The sequence below is a fragment of the Gilliamella sp. W8136 genome (assembly GCF_016101285.1).
GTDB lineage: Bacteria > Pseudomonadota > Gammaproteobacteria > Enterobacterales > Orbaceae > Gilliamella > Gilliamella apicola_N.
In genome coordinates, this window is sequence record NZ_JACFQU010000013.1 from 72,333 (window position 1) to 97,792 (window position 25,460).

25 protein-coding genes and 2 CRISPR repeat arrays (1 of these 27 only partly in view) are annotated in these 25,460 nt (G+C 33.9%); of the genes, 22 read left to right on the forward strand and 3 right to left on the reverse strand.

Annotation, left to right across the window (positions count from 1 at the left end; all coding sequences use genetic code 11):
* The first annotated feature begins 50 nt into the window (after nt 1-50).
* The 10 genes from H3T96_RS09965 (at nt 51) to H3T96_RS10010 (ending at nt 10,196) form a co-directional block, all read left to right on the forward strand.
* Nucleotides 51-629: a thymidine kinase gene (locus H3T96_RS09965; RefSeq protein WP_065738901.1), complete on the forward strand. Its 579-nt coding sequence runs from the start codon at nt 51-53 to the stop codon at nt 627-629.
* A 177-nt stretch (nt 630-806) separates the two neighbouring features.
* On the forward strand, nt 807-2,015 hold the full coding sequence (locus H3T96_RS09970; RefSeq protein ID WP_144091026.1) for an aldose 1-epimerase family protein: 1,209 nt from the start codon (nt 807-809) through the stop codon (nt 2,013-2,015).
* Nucleotides 2,016-2,355: 340 nt separating this feature from the next.
* The gene (locus tag H3T96_RS09975) at nt 2,356-3,834 is read left to right on the forward strand and encodes a UbiD family decarboxylase (RefSeq protein WP_086326536.1); all 1,479 of its coding nucleotides are present in this window, start codon (nt 2,356-2,358) and stop codon (nt 3,832-3,834) included.
* A gap of 13 nt (nt 3,835-3,847) precedes the next feature.
* Nucleotides 3,848-4,441, forward strand: coding sequence for a UbiX family flavin prenyltransferase (locus H3T96_RS09980; RefSeq protein WP_144091028.1), 594 nt, complete (start codon nt 3,848-3,850; stop codon nt 4,439-4,441).
* A 3-nt stretch (nt 4,442-4,444) separates the two neighbouring features.
* The gene (locus tag H3T96_RS09985) at nt 4,445-4,873 is read left to right on the forward strand and encodes a pyridoxamine 5'-phosphate oxidase family protein (RefSeq protein ID WP_144091030.1); all 429 of its coding nucleotides are present in this window, start codon (nt 4,445-4,447) and stop codon (nt 4,871-4,873) included.
* A 264-nt stretch (nt 4,874-5,137) separates the two neighbouring features.
* Nucleotides 5,138-6,313, forward strand: a complete 1,176-nt coding sequence (locus H3T96_RS09990) for a pyridoxal phosphate-dependent aminotransferase (protein ID WP_144091031.1) — start codon at nt 5,138-5,140, stop codon at nt 6,311-6,313.
* Nucleotides 6,298-7,116 carry a MetQ/NlpA family ABC transporter substrate-binding protein gene (locus tag H3T96_RS09995; protein ID WP_144091033.1) on the forward strand — a complete coding sequence of 273 codons (819 nt, stop codon included), beginning with the start codon at nt 6,298-6,300 and terminating at the stop codon, nt 7,114-7,116. The genes H3T96_RS09990 and H3T96_RS09995 overlap by 16 nt, the downstream gene beginning before the upstream one ends.
* 2 nt (nt 7,117-7,118) lie before the next feature.
* Nucleotides 7,119-8,153: a methionine ABC transporter ATP-binding protein gene (locus tag H3T96_RS10000; protein WP_232356448.1), complete on the forward strand. Its 1,035-nt coding sequence runs from the start codon at nt 7,119-7,121 to the stop codon at nt 8,151-8,153.
* Nucleotides 8,153-8,824, forward strand: coding sequence for a methionine ABC transporter permease (locus H3T96_RS10005; RefSeq protein WP_086351456.1), 672 nt, complete (start codon nt 8,153-8,155; stop codon nt 8,822-8,824). The genes H3T96_RS10000 and H3T96_RS10005 overlap by 1 nt, the downstream gene beginning before the upstream one ends.
* A 13-nt stretch (nt 8,825-8,837) precedes the next feature.
* A complete protein-coding gene (locus H3T96_RS10010; RefSeq protein WP_144091035.1) occupies nt 8,838-10,196 on the forward strand; it encodes an FAD-binding oxidoreductase in 1,359 nt (452 codons plus the stop codon).
* A 106-nt stretch (nt 10,197-10,302) separates the two neighbouring features.
* Here the strand turns inward: H3T96_RS10010 and pdxT are convergent, their stop codons facing one another.
* Together pdxT and pdxS are read right to left on the reverse strand one after the other, a co-directional pair.
* The gene (gene pdxT / locus H3T96_RS10015; RefSeq protein ID WP_144091037.1) at nt 10,303-10,896 is read right to left on the reverse strand and encodes a pyridoxal 5'-phosphate synthase glutaminase subunit PdxT; all 594 of its coding nucleotides are present in this window, start codon (nt 10,894-10,896) and stop codon (nt 10,303-10,305) included.
* On the reverse strand, nt 10,896-11,783 hold the full coding sequence (pdxS, locus tag H3T96_RS10020; protein WP_086327403.1) for a pyridoxal 5'-phosphate synthase lyase subunit PdxS: 888 nt from the start codon (nt 11,781-11,783) through the stop codon (nt 10,896-10,898). The genes pdxT and pdxS overlap by 1 nt, the downstream gene beginning before the upstream one ends.
* A 428-nt stretch (nt 11,784-12,211) precedes the next feature.
* Here pdxS and H3T96_RS10025 point away from each other — a divergent pair, with 428 nt between their 5' ends.
* From H3T96_RS10025 to tenA, 6 genes are all read left to right on the forward strand, one after another.
* Entirely contained in the window at nt 12,212-13,615 is a 1,404-nt protein-coding gene (locus H3T96_RS10025) for a PLP-dependent aminotransferase family protein (RefSeq protein ID WP_144091039.1), read from the forward strand.
* A gap of 35 nt (nt 13,616-13,650) precedes the next feature.
* Nucleotides 13,651-14,871, forward strand: a complete 1,221-nt coding sequence (locus H3T96_RS10030; protein WP_144091041.1) for an MFS transporter — start codon at nt 13,651-13,653, stop codon at nt 14,869-14,871.
* 265 nt (nt 14,872-15,136) lie between these two features.
* Nucleotides 15,137-15,400, forward strand: a complete 264-nt coding sequence (locus tag H3T96_RS10035) for a SemiSWEET family transporter (protein ID WP_081301762.1) — start codon at nt 15,137-15,139, stop codon at nt 15,398-15,400.
* Between the two features lie 700 nt (nt 15,401-16,100).
* Complete coding sequence (locus H3T96_RS10040; protein WP_086327450.1) at nt 16,101-16,325, forward strand: hypothetical protein; 225 nt, start codon at nt 16,101-16,103, stop codon at nt 16,323-16,325.
* A gap of 130 nt (nt 16,326-16,455) precedes the next feature.
* Nucleotides 16,456-16,836, forward strand: a complete 381-nt coding sequence (locus H3T96_RS10045; protein ID WP_086327451.1) for a DUF1161 domain-containing protein — start codon at nt 16,456-16,458, stop codon at nt 16,834-16,836.
* A 329-nt stretch (nt 16,837-17,165) separates the two neighbouring features.
* Complete coding sequence (gene tenA / locus H3T96_RS10050) at nt 17,166-17,828, forward strand: thiaminase II (protein WP_144091042.1); 663 nt, start codon at nt 17,166-17,168, stop codon at nt 17,826-17,828.
* 46 nt (nt 17,829-17,874) lie between these two features.
* Here the strand turns inward: tenA and asnA are convergent, their stop codons facing one another.
* A complete protein-coding gene (asnA, locus tag H3T96_RS10055; protein ID WP_144091044.1) occupies nt 17,875-18,867 on the reverse strand; it encodes an aspartate--ammonia ligase in 993 nt (330 codons plus the stop codon).
* A gap of 847 nt (nt 18,868-19,714) precedes the next feature.
* On the opposite strand from asnA, the gene H3T96_RS10060 reads away from it, so the two are divergent.
* From H3T96_RS10060 to H3T96_RS10085, 6 genes are all read left to right on the forward strand, one after another.
* A complete protein-coding gene (locus tag H3T96_RS10060; protein ID WP_144091046.1) occupies nt 19,715-20,020 on the forward strand; it encodes a hypothetical protein in 306 nt (101 codons plus the stop codon).
* Between the two features lie 66 nt (nt 20,021-20,086).
* Nucleotides 20,087-20,410 (forward strand): membrane lipoprotein lipid attachment site-containing protein, encoded by a 324-nt coding sequence (locus H3T96_RS10065; RefSeq protein WP_144091048.1) that lies wholly within the window; start codon nt 20,087-20,089, stop codon nt 20,408-20,410.
* A 230-nt stretch (nt 20,411-20,640) separates the two neighbouring features.
* On the forward strand, nt 20,641-20,985 hold the full coding sequence (locus tag H3T96_RS10070; RefSeq protein WP_144091050.1) for a hypothetical protein: 345 nt from the start codon (nt 20,641-20,643) through the stop codon (nt 20,983-20,985).
* A gap of 1,140 nt (nt 20,986-22,125) precedes the next feature.
* Nucleotides 22,126-22,826: a CRISPR direct-repeat array (repeat unit 29 nt; unit sequence GTGTTCCCTGTATACACAGGGATAAACCG).
* Nucleotides 22,827-23,142: 316 nt separating this feature from the next.
* Complete coding sequence (locus H3T96_RS10075) at nt 23,143-23,739, forward strand: PAAR domain-containing protein (protein ID WP_144091051.1); 597 nt, start codon at nt 23,143-23,145, stop codon at nt 23,737-23,739.
* A 5-nt stretch (nt 23,740-23,744) separates the two neighbouring features.
* Entirely contained in the window at nt 23,745-24,533 is a 789-nt protein-coding gene (locus tag H3T96_RS10080) for a hypothetical protein (protein ID WP_198248642.1), read from the forward strand.
* Nucleotides 24,518-24,853, forward strand: a complete 336-nt coding sequence (locus tag H3T96_RS10085) for a hypothetical protein (protein WP_144091053.1) — start codon at nt 24,518-24,520, stop codon at nt 24,851-24,853. The genes H3T96_RS10080 and H3T96_RS10085 overlap by 16 nt, the downstream gene beginning before the upstream one ends.
* 602 nt (nt 24,854-25,455) lie before the next feature.
* Nucleotides 25,456-25,460: a CRISPR direct-repeat array (repeat unit 29 nt) (it continues 330 nt past the right edge of the window).

Sequence of the window (25,460 nt, forward strand, 5' to 3'; positions counted from 1 at the left end):
TATCTGAACTATCTCTTTTATCCATTAACTTTATTTCTGAGAGTCTTATTTTGTCGAAAATTTACTATATTTATGCCGTAATGAACGCAGGTAAATCAACCGAGTTATTACAAATTGACCACAATTATTTAAGTAATAATATGCAAACTTTACTGCTTAAATCTTCGGTCGATACCCGTGATTCGGCGGTTGAAATTGTCTCACGTTTAGGATTGCGAAAAAAAGCATTACAGCTTGATGATAATAGTGTTGATGAAATCATTGAATTGATTAAGAAAAATAATTACGCTTGTGTATTAATTGATGAAAGCCAATTTTTATCGCAAAGCACTATCTGGAAGTTGTCTGATGTGTGTGATGAATATGGTGTACCGATGATGTTTTTTGGTTTAAAAACGGATTATATGGGACATTTATTTGAAGGTTCAAAAACATTATTAGAAATTGCCGATAACTTTAGAGAACTAAAAACAGTTTGCTGGTGTGGAAAAAAAGCAACCATGAATTTACTAGAAGGAAAAGATGGGCAAATTGTTAAATATGGCAATTCAATTCATTTAGGAGACAGCGAGTTCCATTCAGTTTGTCGCAAACATTGGAAAGCGGGACAAATAAGACCTAAACAATAATCTTCTTAATATTTCACACTTATTCAATCAAATCATTTTGCTACATTTATTATTTGGTTTTGTAAAAGTGTGAATAACCTCTCATTTTAATGATTTTTCTTTGTCGATTTTTGGTTATTTATGTCATATTGACTGAAACGATTCAGTGTTGTTTTATTAATCATGAGAGGAATTACCATGAAAGTTCAATTAGTTTCATTAGCTACAATACTTAGTTTGGCGAGTTATAGTGCCGATGCAAAAGAATTTATATTAACAGATGTTGATAAAGGTCTTGCTAAAGGTAACTGGTCAATTTCGAGTAAAGATTTAGGTGTAAAAGAGCATAAATTTACCATCAAAAACACAGTTCTTAAAGGTGGTAAACAAGATGGTGCAGAGCTTTTAACGATAGCTAGTGATAATCTTACAATTAAATTAAGTCCTACAAGAGGACTCGGTATTTTATCTGTTGATGGTGATGGCATCCGTCTGGGATGGGACTCTCCGGTAGATGAAGTTGTCAACCCTAAATACATTAATTTAGAAAGTCGTGGTGGATTGGGTTGGTTAGATGGTTTTAATGAATTAATGGTTCGTTGTGGTTTTGAGTGGACAGGTCATGCGGTACAAGCCGATGGCATGATATATACGCTTCATGGTCGAGCACAAAATACCCCTGTATCAAAATTGATCGTTAATGTATTAGATAAAGCACCTTATACCATAACAGTGAAAGGATTAATTAAAGAAAATACTTTCAAGAAAAGCAATCTCGAAACTTGGGTATCGCTTAGCTACGTACCCGGTAGTAAAGATTTCATTGTTCATGATGTTGTAACCAATAAAGGTGATTATACTCGTGATTACCAAATTATTTATCACAGCAATTATGGTACGCCGATTCTAGAAGAGGGTGCTCGTTTTGTTGCACCAGTTAAAGAAATTTCACCATTTAATGATTATGCTAAAAAAGGCTTAAAAACATGGCAAACGTATTTAGGTCCAACTAAAAACTTTGATGAGATGGTCTTTAATATTTATCCTTATGCCGATGATCAAGGACAGACTCAAGTGATGGTTACTAACCAAGCAGGTGACAAAGGGGCGGGTATCTCATTTAATACCAGTCAATTACCTGTTTTTACTTTATGGAAAAATACCGATACTCTTAAACAAGGCTATGTAACAGGTTTAGAACCTGGAACCAGTTTTGCCTACCCAGTTACAATTGAGCGTGAACAAAAACGTGTACGCCAATTAGAACCAGGACAAAGTACCGAATTTACTTTGGTGTATAGTTTGTTATCGGATAAACAAGCCGTTGAACAATATGAAGCTCAAATTAAGTCTATACAGGGCGACCAAGAAACCAAAGTTGTTGAACGACCAATGGCAAAAGAATAAGTCTTGTAATGCAACTAACAGGGAAGTTGGTTGTTATATTCTTGTTGATTATTTCGTAATCTATTATTGTGTGTCAAATAACTCATCTTTTTTACTGACAGATTTTGCTATTTTTTTATAAAAACGGTGTTTAATACTGTTAAATAGCATAAATTATCTCATTAATGCTCAAATCCAGTGAACCACACAGATACTTGCTTGATAGCTAGGTGTTATATCGGTATGATTAGTGACATTCGATTATTTAAAATCAATTTTGAGATTAATAACCGTTGAATGCAGCTTGAATTGTTAGCAAAAGTTGTCTGATTTAACATTGATTAAAATGGAAGAGATTATTATGGCAAATCCAACTGGATCTTATGATTTGCGTGATGCAATTAATCAACTTGCACAAATCCCAAATCAACTGGTTACCACTGACACTCCGGTTGATCCTATGGCTGAGTTAGCGGGTGTTTATCGTTTTGTTGGGGCAGGGGGAACGGTTAAAAGACCTACTCGAATTGGTCCTGCAATGATTTTTAATAAAGTAAAGGGATTTGATAATTTTAAAGTCTTAATTGGATTACTTGCCTCGCGTAAACGAGTTGCACATTTATTTGGTTGTGAGCCAGACAAACTCGCTTTTTTACTAAAAGATGCAGTAAATAATCCCATAGCTCCGATAACAATTCCTCGTGAACAAGCAGTTTGTCAAGAAATCGTGCATAAAGCGACTGATCCTGATTTTGATATTCGTAAACTCGTACCCGCACCCACTAATACCGAAGAAGATGCCGGCCCATACATTACCCTTGGCATGCTCTATGCGAGCGATCCAGAAACAGGTGAAAGCGATATAACTATTCATCGAATGTGCTATCAAAGTAAAGACGAAATTTCGATCTACTTTGTCCCCGGACGGCATATAGATGTGTTTCGTGAAAAAGCCGAAAAGGCAGGAAAACCTTTACCTGTCTCAATTAGTATTGGTGTCGACCCCGTGATTGAAGTGTCTGCATGCTTTGAACCACCAACTACACCAATTGGTTTTGATGAACTTTCTATTGCTGGTGGCATACGTGGACGTGCAGTTGAATTAGTTGATTGTTTAACAGTTAATGCAAAAGCGATTGCTAATGCCGAAGTCGTCATTGAAGGTGAAATCTTACCGAATGTACGAGTCGCTGAAGATCAAAACTCTCACACAGGTAAAGCAATGCCTGAATTCCCGGGTTATACAGGTCCTGCGAATCAATCACTACCTGTTATCAAAGTGAAAGCAGTTACTTATCGAAAAAATCCAATTTATCAAACTTGCATCGGACCAAGTGAGGAACATGTTAATATGGCGGGTATTCCTACCGAAGCCAGTATTTTACAAATGGTCGAAGCTGCCATGCCAGGTAAACTATTAAATGTTTACGCACATCGTTCTGGTGGAGGAAAATATTTAGCCATATTACAATTTAAAAAATCTGTTCCTTCTGATGAAGGTAAACATAAGCAAGCAGCTATTTTAGCTTTTGCGGCATTTTCCGAATTAAAACATGTGATACTTGTTGATGAAGATGTTGATATTTATGATACTGATGATGTACTGTGGGCGATGAATACTCGTTTTCAAGGCGATATTGATATCTCAACAATATCAGGCGTTAGATGCCATCCGCTTGATCCATCTCAACGTCCAGAATATAGCCCGTTTATTAGGCAATTTGGTAGTTCGGCAAAAGTAATTTTTGATTGCACGGTGCCTTTTGCTTTAAAAGCAGAATTTGAACGAGCCCATTTTAAAGAAGTTGATATAAAACGTTTTCTGCCAGATTTTGAATAAAATAGGAATGAATATGACCGTAAAGCGACTAGTAATTGGAATTAGTGGTGCAACAGGTTTTGCTTATGGTATTAAAGCTTTAGAGCTTTTAAAACCATTGGATATTGAAACACATTTAGTAATTTCAAAAGCAGCACAACTAACGCGCTCTTACGAAATCCCTAATATGAGTTTGGCTCAGATTGAATCATTGGCAGATAAAGTTTATTCCGTCAATAATGTTGGCGCAGCGATTGCCAGTGGTTCTTTCAAGACTATGGGCATGCTGGTCGCACCTTGCTCAATGCGTTCTTTAGCTGCAATTGCTCAGAGTTTATCGGATAATTTATTAACTCGTGCTGCCGATGTCGTACTAAAAGAGCGTCGCCGATTGGTATTAATGATAAGGGAATCCCCACTGCATTTAAGCCATATAAAAAATATGGAAATGGTGACTCTTATGGGAGGTGTAATTTTTCCACCAGTACCTGCACTTTATCAGCATATTGACAGTATCGATGATATGATTACCCACAGTGTCGCACGAGTGCTTGATCTGTTTGATATTGATATACCGTCACTACCTCGCTGGGGCGAAGATATGCATTTAAATGTTAAGCCAGAATAATGTATGTCAATCGATCCCAAAATTCTTAAGTTTATTAGAAAAAACCATGTATTATCGCTGAGTGTCATTACATCGGATAACTTGCCGTGGGCGTGTAATGTGTTTTATGTATTGGATGAAAAGCGGTTAAATCTCTATTTTTTAACTGAGTTAAAAACGGAGCATGCCAAGGCAATGCTAATTCAACCGCAAGTAGCGGGTACAATTGCCGTTACACCTAAAACCGTCGCTCAGATTCAAGGCATACAATTTCAGGCTCAAGCAACACAGTTGCAAGGTGAGCAAGCTAAAGATGCTTATAATCAATACTATCGTGCCTTTCCTTTTGCCAGAGTAATGAAAGCACCCATCTGGTCGTTACAGCTACAACAGATAAAAATGACGAACAATCTTTTAGGCTTTGCCCATAAAACGCATTGGCAACGAAAGTAAAAGCTGATAAATTACTAATGAAATCTTAATTGCTCAATATTAAATTTGAATAAACTTTTTTCTTGGTATGTTTTATATAAATTTTGCAGACTATTTTGTTTCACTTCTGAAATGATGGAATAAAAACACCTAATCAATCATTGTTTTTGCTAACTTTACGTTATAAATAAAAACTATATCGATATATAAATATATTATTTAACAGAAAAAATAGAGTTTTGTATTATACTTACCAACCTTATTATTCTATTATCTAAAAAAACAATGCATAAACTAGCCAATCGACTCGATCATTTTTCTGATTCAGTTATTCGTAGGATGACGCGAATTGCTAATAAATATCAGGCTATCAATTTATCACAAGGTTTTCCTGATTTTGACCCACCAAAACAGCTTATTGATGCGCTTAAGCAAGCCGCTGATAACGGGCCTCACCAATATGAAATCACATGGGGATCACAAGAATTTAGGCAACTGTTAGCCAAAAAACAGCAAAAATTAATGAATATCGATATAAACCCAGATGAAAACGTATTAGTTACGTGTGGCAGTACTGAGGCAATGATGTGTGCGGTGATGACGGTATGTAACCCAAAAGATAAAGTTATCATCTTTTCGCCTTTTTATGAAAACTATGGTGCGGATGCAATACTGTCGGATGCAACGCCCATCTATGTACCACTTATTCCACCGACTTTCGAGTTTGATAAAAAGCAGCTCCGCGAAGCGTTCGAGCAAGGTGCTAAAGCATTAATTTTATGTAATCCGAGTAATCCTTGTGGTAAGGTATTTACTCAAGATGAGCTTGAATATATCAGTCAATTAGCAATTGAATTCGATGCTTATGTTATCACTGACGAAGTGTATGAACACATGGTCTATCCACCGCATAAGCATCTCTATTTAGCGAGTTTTCCTGACATGCAACAGCGCACGATTAGTTGCAGTTCATTATCTAAAACTTATTCTATTACAGGTTGGCGTCTAGGCTATATCATTGCGGACAAACGCATCATTGATGGCTGCAAAATGATTCATGATTTTCTTACCGTTGGTGCTGCTGCGCCATTACAAAAAGCTGCTTGTGCAGGTCTATCATTAAGTGAGGAATATTATCAGCAACTCACCGAGACTTATATGGCTAAACGTCGCTTATTTTTACAAGGTTTAGATCAGATAGGCTTATCTTATTATGAACCGCAAGGTGCTTATTATGTATTGGTTGATATTTCTGGATTGAATCCATTTACCACCGATTTTGAATTTTGTGAATGGTTAATAAAAGAAGTTGGAGTAGCGGCTGTTCCTGGATCGGCTTTTTTTAAACATCCAGAATATCGCTATATTCGTTTTCATTTTGCAAAACAAGAACAAACCTTGATTGCAGCTTTAGATAGATTATCAAAAATTAAGGAAAAATTAACATGTTTAAAAAACTAATCACGGCAACAATAGCCATATTTTCGGCCATGTTGTTATTAACAAGTTGTGGCGAAGCTAAAAAGGAAAATCAACTCACCGTGGGCGTAGCAGCAGGTCCATATGGTGATATGTTTAAACAAGCGATTGCACCAGGATTAGAAAAAAAAGGTTACAAAATTGAAATCCGAGAATTCAGTGATTATGTACAACCTAATCTGGCTTTAGCCAATAAAGATATTGATATTAATTTATTCCAACATTTGAGCTATCTTGAAAATTTCAAACAAGCACGTAATTTAGATCTCTTAGCTGTTGGTTTTGTACCAACAGCTGGGGCGGGTATTTTTTCGAACAAGATCACCGATTTTTCGCAATTAAAAAAAGGTGATCAAGTCACCATTTCAAATGATGTTACTAACGAAGCAAGAGCGCTAAGAATCTTACAAGCAGCAGGTTTAATTAAGCTCGATCCTGCGGTTGATAAAAATAATCTAACACCAAAAAACATTATCGAAAATCCATATGAATTAGAAATTGTACCCATCGAAGCGCCACAAACGCCTAGATCACTGGATAATGTTGTTTTATCCGTTGTAAATGGAAATTATGCGATCGGTGCAGGTTTAGATCTATCTAAAGCACTTTACACAGAAATCCTTGATAAAGATCATAAAAACGTCATTGCCATTCGCACTGAATCAAAAGATACTTTAGGTAAAGACATTATAGATGTCCTGAAATCAGACGAATATTTACAAGTGATCGAAGACAAAAACGGTATTTTCTATACTTTCCAAAAACCTGATTATCAATTATTTTAACTATGCAAAATACACCACTGAAAAATACACCATTGATTCAAGTAAAAAATGTATCTGTGCGTTTTGAGGCCAAAGATCAGATCATTGATGCAGTAAAAAATGTTTCGTTTGAGGTTAATCATGGCGAGATATTTGGTATTATTGGCTCCAGTGGTGCAGGTAAAAGTACCTTAGTTCGCACTCTTAATCGACTTGTTGATCCTAGCTCTGGACAGATTATTGTTGGTGGCACAGATATTCAGACGTTAAAAGGGCGACAATTAATGGCCTTTCGTTTTCAAGTCGGCATGATCTTCCAAAATTTTAATCTAGCTTCATCAAAAACGGTTTATGAAAACATTGCCTTTGTACTAAAAGCTGCAGGTAAAAAAGGGGAGGCTGTCAAAAATAGAGTAGAGGAGTTACTTGCATTAGTGGGATTAAGCGACAAAGCCAAAGCTTATCCTGCTGAACTGAGTGGTGGACAAAAACAACGAGTCGGCATTGCCCGTGCATTAGCTAATGAAGCAAAAATACTCTTGTGTGATGAAGCTACCAGCGCACTCGATCCGACTACAACCAGTGCCATTTTGGAACTACTTAAACAGCTTAACCAAAAATTTTCCTTAACCATCGTACTGATTACCCATGAAATTGATGTCGTAAAAAAAATCTGCGATCGAGTTGCTGTGATGTCTCAAGGTGAAATCGTTGAAATGGATAACACTTTCAATTTGTTCGCCAATCCCAAACAGCAATTCACCCAAAATTTTCTTAACATTGATGAAAATACTCATTTGCCTGAACCTATAAGACAAAATGTCAAAGGTAAATTGGTTCGACTTCGCTATATCAACGAAAACACCACTCAACCTATTTTGTATCAATCTGCTTATGAAACGGGTGTGGCTTTTAATATATTGCATGGTTTTATCGAATATTTTGACCAACAAGCGCTAGGCAATCTAGTTATAGAGTTAATTGGTGAACCCAATAATATCCAACAGCTTATTGCAAAACTGGAACATCAAAGTGTGATCATTGAGGAAATAAAATAATGGTAAAACTGACAATCGCTGAAATAATGGAAATGCTATGGAAAGCCGCAGAAGAAACGTTCATTATGGTGAGTTGGTCATTACTAGCTGGGCTTATTTTTGGTACCCTAATTGGATTACTTCTATTTTTATTATCCAATCCATTTTTTCTAAAAAACAGGGTGATAGGGAATGTGGCTAATTTTATTATTAATGCAACGCGCTCCATTCCTTTTTTAATTTTGATGGTAGCCGTTCTACCACTTGGAACGTATATTGTCGGTACTACCGTTGGTCCAAAAGCGGTAATTGTCCCGTTGGCAATAGCTGCAATAGCATTTTATGCTAGATTGGCGGAAAACGCCTTTAGCCAAATTGACAAAGGTGTTATTGAAGCAGCCATTGCTAGTGGTGCCTCACACACTCGAATCATCTTTGGCATATTGTTTCCTGAAGCGTTAGCACAGCTAATCCGCCATGCTACAGTCACGACCATATCACTCATAGGTTTTAGTTCAATGGCGGGTGTCGTTGGTGGCGGAGGTATCGGCGATTTAGCGATTCGGTTTGGTTATCAGCGTTATGTCACCGAAGTTCTTATTATCTGTATTATCATTTTAATTATTGTTGTCATGTTAATACAGTATCTAGGTGATAAATTAGCTAACCACTTTGATAGAAGTCACAAATAATTGGTAAAGCAACATGAAAAAATTAACGGATATAATTGTTGATTCAGATCGAATCATTACTAAAGATCATATACCTCAATCTCACTTAACTGATGGGCTTAAATCACATTATGGGCAAGCTGAAATTTTGGTTTATCCTAAAACTACGGATGAAGTTGCACAACTTGTCAAATATGCCAATCAAAATAATCTAAAAATTACAACACGTGGAGCGGGTACCAATCTAGTTGGCTCAACTATTCCTAATGGTGGTATGATTATCGACTTATCGTTAATGAACGCCATTATCGAACTAGATAAATCTACCTTTACGGTAACGGTACAATCAGGCATCTTATTGCAAGATTTGCAACAGTTTGTTGAAAAGCAGGATCTTTTTTATCCACCGGATCCTGGTGCAAAAAATGCGACCGTTGGTGGCAACATTAGTACTAATGCGGGTGGCATGCGTGCAGTTAAATATGGTGTTACGCGAGATTATGTGCAAGCGCTTGAAGTCGTTATGGCAGATGGCACAGTATTAAATGTTGGTAGTAAAAATATCAAAGATAATACCGGCCTGTCATTAAAACATCTTTTTATCGGCAGCGAAGGGACTTTAGGTATTATTACCCAATGTACATTAAAATTGATTGCTAAACCAAGTGTCTTTGAAACATTAATTATTGGATTTAACACCATTGAACAAGCCGTTACCAATATCACGACAATATTACAGACATTAACACCCACTGCACTGGAATTTGTTGAACGTCAAGTGGCGCAGTGGGGAGAACGCTATTCAGGGTTCCAATTTCCACTGCCAGATTCTAAGGCCTATTTAATCATTATGCTTGATGGCGCCAACAAGCAACACATTGTTCAGCAACGCCAACAGTTATTAGCGAATTTAGGCGATTGCAACTATTTTATTGCCGAAACGATCGAACAAGCCAATCAAATTTGGACCGTTCGCGGATCATTGGTTCGTGCTGTTGAGGCAGTTACAGAACAAGATCCGATTGATATTGTCGTTCCGATTAATCGTATTGCCGATTTTATTAATTACACGAAACAGTTACAATCCCAATCAGGTGTTCGTATGCTCGCTTTTGGTCACGCAGGAGACGGCAATATTCACTTATGCATATTGCGTGACGGACGAGACGAAAAGCAATGGTCAGAAGCACTCGAGCAAATCCATAATGCCTTATATCAAAAATGTCATGAGTTAGGTGGACTACCTTCGGCTGAACATGGTATTGGCACTGCAAAAGTAAAATATTTTAACAATGCCATTGCCCAAGAAAACCGTCAATTAATGCAGCGAATAAAACAGCAATTTGATCCTAATAACATTTTGAATCATCAGGTCTATATAACCCAACTTTAAAAGTGCTATTAACATATAAACTATAAACTAACAGATCATAATAATCTGTTAGTTTATTGCTTAATGTCTAGTTGATTAAATTAATGGTCTATTTTACTAAAACTGATTAACAGCTCTCTACAAAATAGTGCATAATGCGATTATCTTGTGTTAATTCAGGATGAAATGAACAGACTAAAATATTATTTTGTTTAGCCATTACGCAATGTTCATCAATGAAAGCGAGTTGTTCTACATGCTCACCTGCTTTGGCGATATAGGGAGCACGAATAAAAACAGCAGGGATTTGCTGACCGATTAACTTAACATCTAACTTTGTTTCAAAGCTGTTAATTTGCCGACCAAAACCATTACGCTCAACATGAATATCGATTAAAGCAAGCTGTTCAACTTCATTATGGGTAGTGGTTTTTCCGCATAAAACTAATCCTGCACAAGTCCCTAAAATACCTTTACCTTGTTGAGCAAATTGTCTAATTGGTTCAAACAGTCCATTTTGTCTTATCAAACGGCTAATGGTTGTTGATTCTCCACCAGGAATAATCAGACCATCTAGTTCAGCTAATTGCTCGGGATGTTTTACTGCGATAGCTTGCACGTTATCTAAACTATTTAGCATAGTGATGTGTTCACTAACTGCTCCTTGTAAATTGAGCACACCAACTTTTTTTAACCGCTTGGAAGTTAACGATTGCGTCATTACCAACCTCGTTCTTGCATGCGTTCGGATTCGGTAAGTTTACTGATTTCTATTCCTTTCATTGCTTCACCTAAGCCTTTCGATAATTCCACTAGACGTGGGTAATCATCATAATAGGTTGTAGCTTGCACAATTGCCTTAGCAAATTTTTCAGGATTTTGTGATTTAAAAATACCAGAACCGACAAATACGCCATCCGCACCAAGTTGCATCATCAAAGCTGCATCGGCAGGAGTAGCTACGCCACCCGCAGCAAAATTGACGACGGGTAATTTACCGAGTTGCTTAATTTGTTTTACCAGTTCAAAAGGTGCACCAATTTCTTTAGCAAAAGTCATCAACTCATCATCAGATTTACTGACAACCATACGAATTTGTTCATTGACTTTACGCATATGGCGCACCGCTTCAACAATATTACCTGTACCAGGCTCTCCTTTGGTTCGTAACATTGATGCACCTTCACCAATACGACGTAATGCTTCGCCTAAATCACGACAACCACACACAAATGGTACGGTAAAATTACTTTTAAGTAGATGATATTGTTCATCGGCAGGGGTTAATACTTCACTTTCATCGATATAATCAACGCCCATTGATTCTAAGATGCGAGCTTCAACAATATGCCCAATACGTGCTTTTGCCATGACAGGAATTGTCACTGCATTCATTACCTGTTCTACTATTGTTGGATCTGCCATTCGGGCAACGCCTCCAGCTGCTCGAATATCCGATGGTACACGCTCTAAAGCCATAACTGCAACCGCCCCCGCTTGCTCGGCAATTTTTGCTTGTTCGGCATTAACGACATCCATAATAACACCACCTTTTTGCATTTGCGCCATACCACGTTTAACGGTTTGCGTTCCTGTAACTTGATTCATGCTTGCTCCTAGTAAAGTTCTTAATAATAAAATGTGAGATTAGGTATCTATTATTCAGAAATATAAGAGTGGAATAAACGGCCAATTGGACTATAATCAAACCATCCAATTTTATTTTGTATTCGGTTAAATTTAGGCAGCATTAAGTATATTTTTAGACATTGCTTATAATGCCATTATTTCAATAGATCATCTTTGTTTTGCAATATTTAATGCAATAAAGCGAATATTATCAATGAGATAAATGGCAAACAAAATAAAATTATAAAATTTATTTCTTAGGACATAATTTTTTAATGGTAACAAATGTATATTAAAAAAGTCGAACCCTAATCACACAAAATTGCGATGGCATTAAAAGACTTAACCATTTAATACCAATTTTAAAAACATTAAAGTTATCACTCCGATATAAAAAGAGTAAATACATGTGGCATAAACAAAAACTTGTTCCCTTTGAAGGGCCAATTTTCAAAAAAGTTATCCAACTGATTGAGTACTATATCGAACAAGGGATTTTGATTTCGGGTGAAAAGTTACTTTCAGAGCGTGAATTGGCTAAACAATTGCAAGTAAATCGTTCGACAATCGTACATGCACTGGATTTTTTAACTGAACGCGGTGTATTAATTCGTAAACGTGGTAGTGGTACTTATGTAAATAATCAGAAATGGGGGATGCAAGTTTACTCAACGATTAATTGGCGTTTACCTGGGCATTTCTTCTATCAAAACAAACAAACATTGTATCAACAAAAAATTGATAAACTACGGAACAGTAAAACTCAAATATATGATCTTGCTAATGGAGATTTACCCACTGATTTAATTCCCAAATTACAATTACCTAATATATCCTCCCACGAATTAGTGATGCACGAAAAACAGAGTGATCAGTTACAGTTGGGTTTACCCTCACTTAAAGAACAGATTGTGCACTATATGAAAGCATGTTTTGCTACGCAAGTTGACAGTGATGAAATCTTAATTACTTCAGGTACTCAGCAATCATTGTTTTTAATTACGCAAGGTTTACTCAAACCCGGAGATGCGATTGGCATTGAGTCTCCTTCTTACTTTTATTCGTTACCCTTATTTCAAGCGGCGGGATTACGTTTATATGGCATAGAGTGTGATGCTCAAGGCATCATGCTGGAGAGTTTAAAAAAAGTGGTAGAACAACATCAAGTTAAATGGTTGTTTTTAAATCCTGTTTTTCAAAATCCGATGGGATTTGTTATGAGTGATAAACGAAAAAAAAGGATACTTGATTTTTGTCGATCACAATGTATTGGAATCGTCGAGGATGATGCTTATAGTAATTTAGCCTTTAGCGATAATTTAGCAATCTCACCGATTAAAAAGTTTGATAGTAATGATCAGGTTATTTATTTAGGTTCATTATCTAAATATATTGGTCGAAATATTCGAATTGGTTGGATGATTGCGCCTCGAGCAGTTATCGAAAACTTAGCTAAAATCCGTCAACATATTGATTCAGGGTTAAGCATTTTACCTCAATTATTAGCAGAACAATATTTACAAAACCACTATTTGGCACATCAACAACTGCTACGTGAAAAACTAAAATACAGATCAGAGCAATTAATGAATTGGCTAAACACCAAATTTAATGGTGAGATAACTTATCAACCGTCCTTAGGTGGTTTTCATTTGTATGCAAACTTACCTGTGACAAATACGGCTCAAGAACTAATGTTTTTAAATCACCTATTGTCTCAAGGTATTATTGTTGCACAAGGCTCAGATTTTGGGGATAGTTTGGGTAAAGTCAGATTAAGTTATGGACATTTCATTCAGAATCTGATTTGATGAACAAACTCAAGTTATTTTATTTGTTAGTTATTATGGAAAATTTAAAAGTATCATCATTATCGATTAATAAATTATTACTTGTTGCCGGCACAGGTTGGTTGTTTGATGCAATGGACGTTGGGTTATTATCTTTTATTTTAGCTGCGTTAAAGCAAGATTGGGGGCTTTCACCTGCTCAACTGGGATGGATAGGTAGTGTTAACTCTATCGGCATGGCGGTGGGTGCATTTGTATTTGGTATTTATGCTGATCAAAAAGGACGTAAATCGGCTTTTTTATTTACCTTACTCATGTTTAGTATTGCCAGTGGCTTAAGTGCCTTTGCATGGGGACTGGGTAGCTTACTTGTATTACGTTTTTTTATTGGTATGGGATTAGGTGGCGAATTGCCCGTTGCATCTACATTAGTTAGTGAAAGCGTTGCACCAGAGGTACGTGGTAGGGTGGTGGTATTATTGGAAAGCTTTTGGGCTGTAGGTTGGGTACTTGCGGCATTGATTGCTTATTTTCTTATCCCGCTTCCAGCCATTGGTTGGCGTGGCGCTATGATAATTTGCGCAGCTCCTGCTTTTTATGCGCTCTATTTACGATTTAGCTTACCGGATTCACCGACCTACATACAGTTAAATTCCAATGCCAAAAAAGATTCCATTCTTAATAAAGTACAGTCATTATTATCAACAAAGTTTCGTCGTCAAACATTAATGCTATGGATTGTTTGGTTTTGCGTAGTGTTTTCCTATTATGGCATGTTTTTATGGTTGCCTAGCGTTATGATGATGAAAGGCTTTGGTATGGTTAAAAGCTTTGAGTATATTTTGTTAATGACTCTTGCCCAGTTACCTGGTTATTTCACGGTGGCTTGGCTAATTGAACGTGTTGGGCGCAAATGGGTGTTAGTTACCTATTTACTTGGTACATTAATAAGCGCATATTTGTTTGGTTTGTCTGAATCCGCTAACCAGTTATTATTCTTTGGTGCATTACTTTCGTTCTTTAATTTAGGTGCATGGGGTGCGATGTATGCTTACACACCAGAACAATACACCACCAATATTCGGGCAACGGGTGCCGGCATGGCGGCATCAATTGGCCGTATTGGCGGTATCTTAGGTCCATTAATGGTTGGGTTATTAATGGCAAATAATGTATCAATCAGTACTATTTTCGGGCTTTTTAGTTTATCGATCTTAGTTGCAATTATCAGTATTATATTTTTAGGTTATGAAACAAAACAGACTGAACTTAAATAATTACAGGTAATTTATAACAATATCACCAATCCTAGAAATAAATTGCATTGTGTGGTTTTTATCTTACTGGCTAATAAACTACACAGTGCGTTTTATAACCTGATGAATAACTATAATATCGTTTTTTAACACATACATTCCTTATTATTTCATTGATTTGTCTTAACGATAATGAATACTTTGGGGCAAGATCGTGTAATTGCAGGTAATTCCACATCTGATTATAATCATTTAGATATCTTTAGAAATTTAAAAGGGGACAATTTTGAAACTATCAAAAAAAGCTTTCCATTATTTAGGTATTATTGCAACAGCAGCTTCGTTATGTATGTATATTTCTTATATTCCACAAATTATTGATAATCTTCATGGGTTAAAATCTAATCCAACTCAACCATTAGCGGCTGCAATCAACTGTTTGCTTTGGGTGTTTTATGGATTATTACGAGAAAAGAAAGATTGGCCAATTGCAATCGCTAATTCTCCTGGTGTCATATTTGGTTTTATCGCATTTCTAACCGCATTATAAATTCTAATAATGATAATGTGACAATCAATCTTGGTATTTGATTTTCGCTGTTTAATTAGAAAAACTTATTCTAACAATTTCAATAAATAACAACATAACGGAATCATCGCAGTAATTTGTTTACTTTAAACCTACCGATTTTAAAAGGTATAAAGTTTATCAATTGCATGTATTAACTATTTAGATTTCTTATTTACTATTTGGAATTTTACTGCGTTTTAAATACCAATCATGTTAAAGCAACAATCACAATATTAATATTGGGCTGTTGCTTTTTTGTTGAAATTTAGACGATAAAAAGCTTTTTTTGTACAAGAAAAAAGTAAAAAAACACTTGCTTTTTTTAAGGGAATAAAATTAAAAAATGAACTGGTTAATTTTTAACCTAGCAAAAATAATAATATAAATCAATTTAGTAAAGAGTTATCAACAGGTTTGTTAAATACTTATCAAATAGTATAGTGAATAATTTTGGCGATATAAAATTAAAAAATTTTTATGAATGAGTGATATTTGTCCATTGTAAAGGCTTTAATATAATATTATAGTAAAAATGCCAGTGATATTTTGATAATGATTTGAAGTTTAGAAAAGATGGCATTTTTATCCGATGTAGTTGATGATACTTACCTGAAAAGACCAGCCATTTTGATTAAATAGTTGTGAAGTAGGTAATGATGAGACAAAAGGAATGAATATTATGACTGAGATAAATTTTTCAGATGACTTAATAAAAGAATTTATCTACTCCGTATACCGTAAAGAAGTATTGTTAAATTTAGAAGGAGTAGTATTAACTGAAGCTGACCGTAAAAAATTGCATGAAAAAAGAGATTTTGTGAATAGTTTATCGGAAGATGAATTAAACGATATTCGTTCTTGGATTCTGAATCGATTAAAATTATTGGAAAACCAACACCAGTAATCATTATTTCATTTTTTCCTAAATTCGGTTTATCTTCATTCACTTTTATGAAGTAATTACTTACAACAGATGTAGACAGATTCACCAATAGTTTTATAATGTTAGTAGTTTTATACTAAAAGGAAAGGAAATGAAAAAGTTAGTCTTGGTTCTTTTATTAAGTTTACCAATGATGGCTGTAGCGTCTAATTGTGAGGACATTAGTAACAATATAGCTGAAAAAATAAAAAATAATGGTGTTGATCCTTCTAAATTCCAATTGAAACTCATTCCAGTCGAACAAGCCGATCAACAAACTGAAGGTAAAATTGTCGGATCTTGTGATCGTGGTCAACAAAAGATTGTTTATGTACGCTTTAAAGATATACCCGTAGCGACTGAAACAACCGAACAAACACCAACAACCCAAAACCAGAACCCAAAAACTCAATCTGATACATCAGAGCAACAAGAAGCAGCTCCACTCGCTACAGAAAATCAGGAACCCCAAATTGAGTCAGAAAACAGATAACCACTTTTAATAAAATAGATTGAGTAGGCTCAATAAGTAATATCTGCAACGTGACTGAATAAGCTTACTCAACGGCAATAAGAAAAATAAAGATTAATTTTTAGTTAAAAATAAATGAATAAATAGCAAGTAAAACCTAATAATAAATAATTACTCATGTAAAAGTTTTGTTTATTATTCTGGATATCTATTTAATAGGGGTGCTATAGGCTGAAATTATACCAGCAGAACCTGATTCGTTTAATACCGAAGAAAAGGAGTTAAAACAGGCTTTTTCTGCAAGTCTGCTTTACTCATCAGTAGCTGAGTTGTAAAAGAAAGGAGCTGTTATGTCATCGTTTTACTCACTTATCCAATCCTGTCAAACTGATTGGGATCACTATATTCAACATGAATTTATTCAACGATTAGGTAAAGGAATATTAGATATAGCCTGTTTCCAGCACTATTTAAAACAAGACTATCTATTTTTAATCAATTTTTCACGCGTTTGGGGACTTGCTGTTTATAAAAGTCATGATATTTTAGAAATTAAGCAATCCTTAAATAGCTTAAAAACGATTGTTGAAGTCGAACTCGATTTACATATTGAATATTGTAAAAGATGGCGAATAAATGAAAATGAACTCAACACGCTAACCGAAGCCAAAGCAAATAAGGCATACACGCAGTATGTGCTTGATGTTGGATTGCAAGGTGATATTTTAGACTTACATATTGTATTGTCTCCTTGTTTAATCGGTTATGGTATGATTGCCAAATGGTTGAGAAAACAACTTTGGTATGATGCTAAAAATAACCCATATACCAGTTGGATTAAAATGTATGGAAGTAAGGCGTTTCAACAGACAATGCAAAATGAAATTGCATGGATTGATCAACGTTTAATAAATATCGATACGAGCCGATTTGAACAGTTAACGACAATATTTAAGCAGGCTACTCAACTTGAAGCTAATTTTTGGCAAATGGGATTAGATAGAAGTTTTTAGTAAAAATCATACTTTACCATTTAAGGTAAAGTATGTTGACTGCTAACTAAAGCAATTCTGAATAATTTTGTTTGGTTGAATCATCCCAAACGCTAGCTTGAACTTGACCAATATGCTTTTGTTGTAGAAGTAACATAACTAAACGGGATTGACCAATTCCACCACCTATGGTTTGTAATAGTTCTCCATTGACTAAAGCTTGGTGCCAAGCAAATTGCAAACGATCTTCATCACCAGTGATTTTCAATTGACGTTTTAATGTTTCAGGGTCGACACGAATACCCATAGATGAAATTTCAAAGGCACTGTTTAAAACAGGATTCCAAACTAAAATATCACCATTTAACCCTTTAGAACCCATTTCATTATCGCTACTCCAATCATCATAATCTGGAGCACGCACATCATGTTTTTCGTTATTTGCCAACTTACCGCCAATACCAATTAAAAATACAGCGCCAAGTTCCTTAGTTATCGCATTTTCACGCTCTTTAGGGGATAAATTTGGATAACGTTTTAACAGTTGCTCACTGTCCATAAAGGTAATTGATTCAGGTAAAAAACGGGAAAGATGATATTTTTCGGATACTGCTTTTTCAGTCGCTTTAATGGCTGAATAAATTTTTTCAACCGTCTGTTTTAAATAAGTTAGATTACGATCTTCTGGTCGAATTACTTTTTCCCAATCCCATTGATCAACGTAGACAGAATGAATAGGCGATAAGCGATCTTCATCAGGACGCAGTGCTTTCATGTTAGCATATAAGCCTTCACCAACAGCAAAATGGTGAGCACTTAAAATTTTACGTTTCCATTTAGCAAGTGAATGCACCACCTCAAATTGGGCATCATTAATCGTTTTTACTTTAACTTGCACTGCATTTTCAGTTCCGGATAAATTATCTTGAACACCATCACCAACTTTACTCAGTAGAGGGGCTTGAACTTCGATTAATGATAAATTTTCCGCTAACTTATCGGCAAAAAATTGTTTTACAAAGCTAATTCGCTGCTGTTGTTCTTTAAATGATATCTGCATGTTTCATCTCTAATTATTTGTAATTTGTGCAGGTAAATTAAACTAGAAAATAAAAATTTGCAAGACACAATCAGCCAAATCACAAATAGTGACAATAGTGATCAACAATTTATAGTCAGTTTACTAACAAATGATAGGTATTTCTATTTTGTCAAAAAGTTTCAGGTTAACTATACGTTTCAGTATAAAAACAATAAAAAATTTAAATTAACTTTATGTTTATAAAGAAAACATAATATTAGGTCAATATAAGTATTTACTTTTAAAATTAAGTAATAGATATGAAATAACAGCCTTACATAATGGTTTTTACTAAAAAAATATAGTTGATTACTTTAAGATTGCTGAAATCATGTTAACTAAAAACGAGTATATGAATCATAAATTATGAAAATTTTGTAACTAAGATATACAAACAAATCACTCTAAAAATAGAGTAATTTTAATAACAACAAAGCATCAAAAACATCTCAATAAAATTATATAAAAAAACAGCAAAAAAGTTGATGGAAATTTTCAACAAATCATTTTAATTAATAAACAATAAGTTATAATACGTTTCCCTGTATACATAAGGATAAGCCGGTTAGCGGTACAACATATAACGTATACACTATCATGTTCCCTTTATAAACAGGAATAAACCGGCCTTTTAAAGTCTTTTAAGAGTAAGGAGATACACAGAGATAAACCAAAATAGCAACAACAATCGCTTTAAATATAAGTAATAAGTGCAGAAGAATAGTAAGAGTTAGTGAAATTATCAATTTTATTCTTGATAGGCATTTAAATAACGAGACGTTAGAACAGATAACACAAGAGTTTATAAAAAAGAAGAGGTAAAGTAATGATGAAAAAGATAATATTCTGTTTTGTTTTATTTTTTATGTTAGCCGCATGCGGTGAAAAAACTAATTTTCAAGGAAAATATGAAGAAATAGAAACTAAAGGTGAACTGTGGCTAGTATTAGAAAAAGTAAACGATGTTGATTATAAAGCTACTACTAAATGTTACGGTAAGAAATGTATACATGCCGTAAAAATAAAAAATAGTAATCAACTTTTTGATTCAAAAGAAACTTATTTAGGTGAATTTAAAGAAAACAAAGACTTTGTGGACAACAGAGGAAGAGTTTATAAAAAAGTTGAATAATTTTAAAGCGCCAAAAAATTAAATTGTTTATTTAAAGTTTAAATTAAAAGAAGGGATAAAGTAACAATGAAAAAGATAATATTTTGTTTTGTTTTATTTTTTATGCTAGCTGCATGTAATGAAAAAACCAATTTTCAAGGGAAGTATGTACCACAAAAAACAACCCTAAGAGTTATAAAACTAGAAAAAATAAATGATGTTGAGTATAAACTCACTGAAGAGCCTAATGAACTTGATAAAGTCCTTAATACAGGTAAGCCAGCTACAATTGTTGTAAAAATAAAAAATAGTAATCAACTTTTTGATTCACACGAAACTTATTTAGGTGAATTTAAAGAAAACAAAGACCTTGTAGACAACAAAGGAAGAGTTTATAAAAAAGTTGAATAATTTTATAGCTTTAAAAAATTAAATTGTTTATTTAAAGTTTAAATTAATAAGATTGATTATATATGTCGGCTTTGTGTTTTCCCTGTATGCACAGGGATAAACCGGGGCTTTTTACGGATTGAATGAACGATAGCAAGTGTCTCTGTATATACAGGATTAAATTTTGGAGGATAGATTATTGGTTCTGTAGTCGCAGATAGTCTTGATGATGAAATAGAGGAGTTTACAAAGTGGAACATACTTTAAATGAAGAAGATCTTTATATTGCTCTTTCAGATCTATTTGTAGATAATGAAGTAGATTACAACCATATAGCCCCTGTAGCAAAATTATTTCCAACATCCTATGTTGAACATGCTTTATTTAATTATGTCGCACCTTATTGTTACCACAATGCGCTCACACCAGTTCCATCTGTCTACTACTTTTTTGATGAAGATGAATTATTAAGTGCAATTGATGATATCAAAAAAAAAGAAAATCGCCCCATTAGTAAAATTAAAATGCGCATTTTAGCTTTTTATCTTAAGGTTAGATTTAACTATGCATGGCAAAAATTAAAAAGCTTATTATGATTATTATCGTTTTTAAATCTTATTTGAATCAAATTGATAATATGAGTTCCCTATAAACACAGGGATAATATTTTGTCAAAAAGTTTCAGGTTAACTATACGTTTCAGTATAAAAATCAATAAATAATTTATTTTAACTCTATGGTGATAAACAAAATACCATGTTGAGCTAACATAAATGTTTACTTTTCATATTGAGTAATAGATCATAAATAACAGTGCTTATAAAATTATTTTCATTCAAAAAAATATATTGGATTACTCAAAATCATAGAAATGTACCTACAAAAAACGAGTACTTGAGATTAATTTGTGAAAATTTTAAAACCAAGCTAAATCAGCAAATAACTTAAAAAGTAGAGTTATTTTGATAACAGTAAAGTATTAAAAACATCTCAATAAAAATTACTGTTTTTTAACTACATGAAAAATATAAATTTATCGGTAGAATTCTGTAGAATCGATTTTTAATTTTCATCAATTTTAATTAATTAAATAAAAACATAGTGTTATAAAATAATGATTTTGATAAAAAATAGCCTAAAAAATCGGTAGAAATTTGGTGGTCAATATTTTAATTATAAAACAGTATGTTATAATTGGTGTGTTCCCTGTATGCACAGGGATAAACCGTCTCACCGAGAGGCTAAAGAGAAGCTTGAAACATGTTCCCTGTACACACAGGGATAAACCGATAGAGTCGAAACGTCAATTTTTTCACCCTCTGTGTTCCCTGTACACACAGGGATAAACCGAAAATTCTAGTAATAAAAAAGTTAATATTATTGTGTTCCCTGTACACACAGGGATAAACCGATAAATTCTAGAATCAATATTAATGTTTTGCTGTGTTCCCTGTACACACAGGGATAAATCGGCGATGCGTCAATATTACATAGCATTTTTTACTATTCAAATAATCGCAATTCTATATTTCATTGTTTACCATTTATTTAATTGCATGAAAAATATGAATTTATTGGTATAATTCCGTAGAATCGAATTTTAATTTCCATCAATTTTAATTAATTAAATAAAAACATAGTGTTATAAATATAGATTTTGGTAAAAAATAGCCTAAAAAATCGGTAGAAATTTGGTTACCAATATTTTAATTATAAAACAGTATGTTATAATTGGGGTGTTCCCTGTATACACAGGGATAAACCGTAGACAGTGGCGCTATGACGTATGAAGAGGGCGTGTTCCCTGTATACACAGGGATAAACCGACAAACATTAGCTGAGGGAGCGTTATATAGCTGTGTTCCCTGTATACACAGGGATAAACCGTGTCATTAGTACTATAGCCTAAATCTCGCATTGTGTTCCCTGTATACACAGGGATAAACCATAATTGTTCAAATAAATGTTTAAAACTATCACGTGTTCCCTGTATACACAGGGATAAACCGGCAAAAAAAATAATGACAGGTTGGGTAATTCCGTGTTCCCTGTATACACAGGGATAAACCGAGGTGATTAAAATGGAAAAAGAATTAGACACATGTGTTCCCTGTATACACAGGGATAAACCGCGTTACTCTGACTATCACCGATAATAGCGCGGGTGTTCCCTGTATACACAGGGATAAACCGATTAATTATGTCAGAGAAATTAAAAATAATGCGTGTTCCCTGTATACACAGGGATAAACCGCTAAAAGAAAAAAATACAACTTGGAGTGATATGTGTTCCCTGTATACACAGGGATAAACCGACGGTTTTTTAGGTTCAGGAGGCGGTTCGGGAGTGTTCCCTGTATACACAGGGATAAACCGATTGCTCGCGCAAGGATTTAAGCTGATTCATCATGAACCCTGTATTCACAGAGATTAATCAATTGTAGACATGAACTTTAACCTTACTGAGTTACAGTTGTTTCGTATTTGTAAACAAACATTAGCCATTGCCATAGACCCGTTTAATGATTTGCGAGAAAAAACAGAATCGCCAGTATTAAAACGGTTATGCTTTATCACCATTAAAGAATTACAGGCGCACAAATGTGATTCGTCAAAACTCTTACTTTCTCAGATATCCGTTCATAACCAAATATCTATTTACATTCATTAATATAAAAAATAGGATTTATATAGTTATATTGTATAAAATATTTCCATATTAAAAATGAATATAAAGCACTTGAGAATATAGCATGATTCAACAAATAGCTGTTTTGGGTGATGTAACCAATTATGACGGAAGGATTATTACAGCCTCAGGGAACGGTTATTGTGGTATTGATGGTATCGCCTTATTGGGTGATTTAGCATCTTGCCCTAAATGTAGAAGTACAGGCAGAATCATAGAGGGAGCAAACGATTTTGTTATCGACGGAAAACCCGTTGCTTATGATGGTTGTATTGTTGCGTGTAGATGTTCTCCAGTTGGTAATCATAGAATTATTGCATTAAAAAGTACTATGTATATTAATATCTCTAATAATAGTCTATCGAATTTATCTCAACCAAATTCCATTATAAATAAACAAGAAATCAACCAAAAAATAGCTGATAACTGGATTGGATTTCAAATAGCTTCAAATAGAGATTATTCTGGTTTGAACTTCATTGTTACTTTAAATAATGGTCAATTATTAAAAGGAACTTTTGATCAAAATAATAAAGCAAGACTAACTATTGATACGCAATGTGATAGTGCAAGAATAGAGATAGAAAGCTTAGAGAATTTAGGGGATGATAATAATATATCAAGCATAACTGAAAATTTATTAAAAACAATAATAGGTTGATAATTATGGTGGTTACACTTATGGTGGGAGGTCAATTTCCTACGGAAACTGACAATTTAATCGAAGATCCAAATCAAATATTAGACAATGCTTTGTTTGCACTAAATGATACTGCAATGAAATTTGCAAAAGATGTAATCAACGATGCAAAAGTAAGAGAGAGTTATGCAAGTAATATAAAAAGAATGAGCGTAGAAATTAAAGGATTAGTTGACGCAAAGAAAGTATCAGTGAAAGAGGCTGCTACATTTTGTTACGAAATGAGAAATCAAATTATGGCAGAGCATAGAAAATACACATCAGCCTCTGGATTAGCGATAGCTGAAAAACATAAATTAAAACCTAAATCATTTGAAGATTTATTAGAAAAATATTCACAGGAAAAGTTTAAATTAAACTTTAAAAATCTTTCATCTAAACAACGAAGTCGTGTGTACTATGAACTGATTGAATCTTCTGGTCGTGATTATCCAAAGTTTACAACAATAAATAAACGATTAAAAATTATAGGTAAAGTTGGTATTTTAGTGACGGCATCGCTTGCTACCTATGAAATTATTAATGCTGAAAATAAACCGAAAGAAACTATAAAGCAAGGAATGGGAATTGGGGGAGCGATGGCAGGAGGCTGGTTGGCAGGGTTAGGTGCATCAACAATATGTGGTCCAGGCGCTCCAATTTGTGCTATTGCTGTTGTTTTAGCTGGCAGTATTGGAGGATCAATGATTGGTTCAGCAGTCGCAGATAGCCTTGATGATGAAATAGAGGAGTTTACTAGGTGGAACATACGTTAGATGAAGAAGATCTTTATGTAGCTCTTTCAGATCTTTTCGCGGCAAGTAATATTAACTATGAAAACATTGCCTCAGTAGCTAGACAATTCCCCATAAAGCACGTTGAATATGTTTTATTTAATTATATTGCTCCTATTTGCCATTATAATGTTATCACTTCTTATTGTATGGCTTTTGATTCAACTTCTATAATTCATGCGGTTAATAACATCAAAAAACATGAAAATCGTTTTATTAATAAAATCAAAATGCATATTTTTGCTGTCTATTTTAAGTTTGAATTTAAGAATGAATGGCAAAAATTAAAAAGCTTATTATGATTATTATCGTTTTTAAATCTTATTTAAATTAAATTTGTAATATGAATTCCCTAAAAAAACAAGTCTAAACTTTGTCAAAAAGTTTCAGGTTAACTATACGTTTTAGTATAAAAAATCAATAAACAATTTATTTTAAATTCATGTTTATAAACAAAATACCATGTTGAGCTAACATAAATGTTTACTTTTCATATTGAGTAATAGATCATAAATAACAGCGCTTATAAAATTATTTCAATTCAAAAAAAAATATTCGATTACTCCAAATTACAGAAATGCACTTACAAAAAACGAGTACTTGAGATTAATTTGTGAAAATTTTATAACCAAGCTAAATCAGCAAACAACTTAAAAAGTAGAGTTATTTTGATAACAGTAAAGTATTAAAAACATCTCAATAAAAATTACTGTTTTTTAACTACATGAAAAATATAAATTTATCGGTAGAATTCCGTAGAATCTAATTTCAATTTCCATCAATTTTAATTAATTAAATAAAAACATAGTGTTATAAATATAGATTTTGGTAAAAAATAGCCTAAAAAATCGGTAGAAATTTGGTGACCAATATTTTAATTATAAAACAGTATGTTATAATTGGTATGTT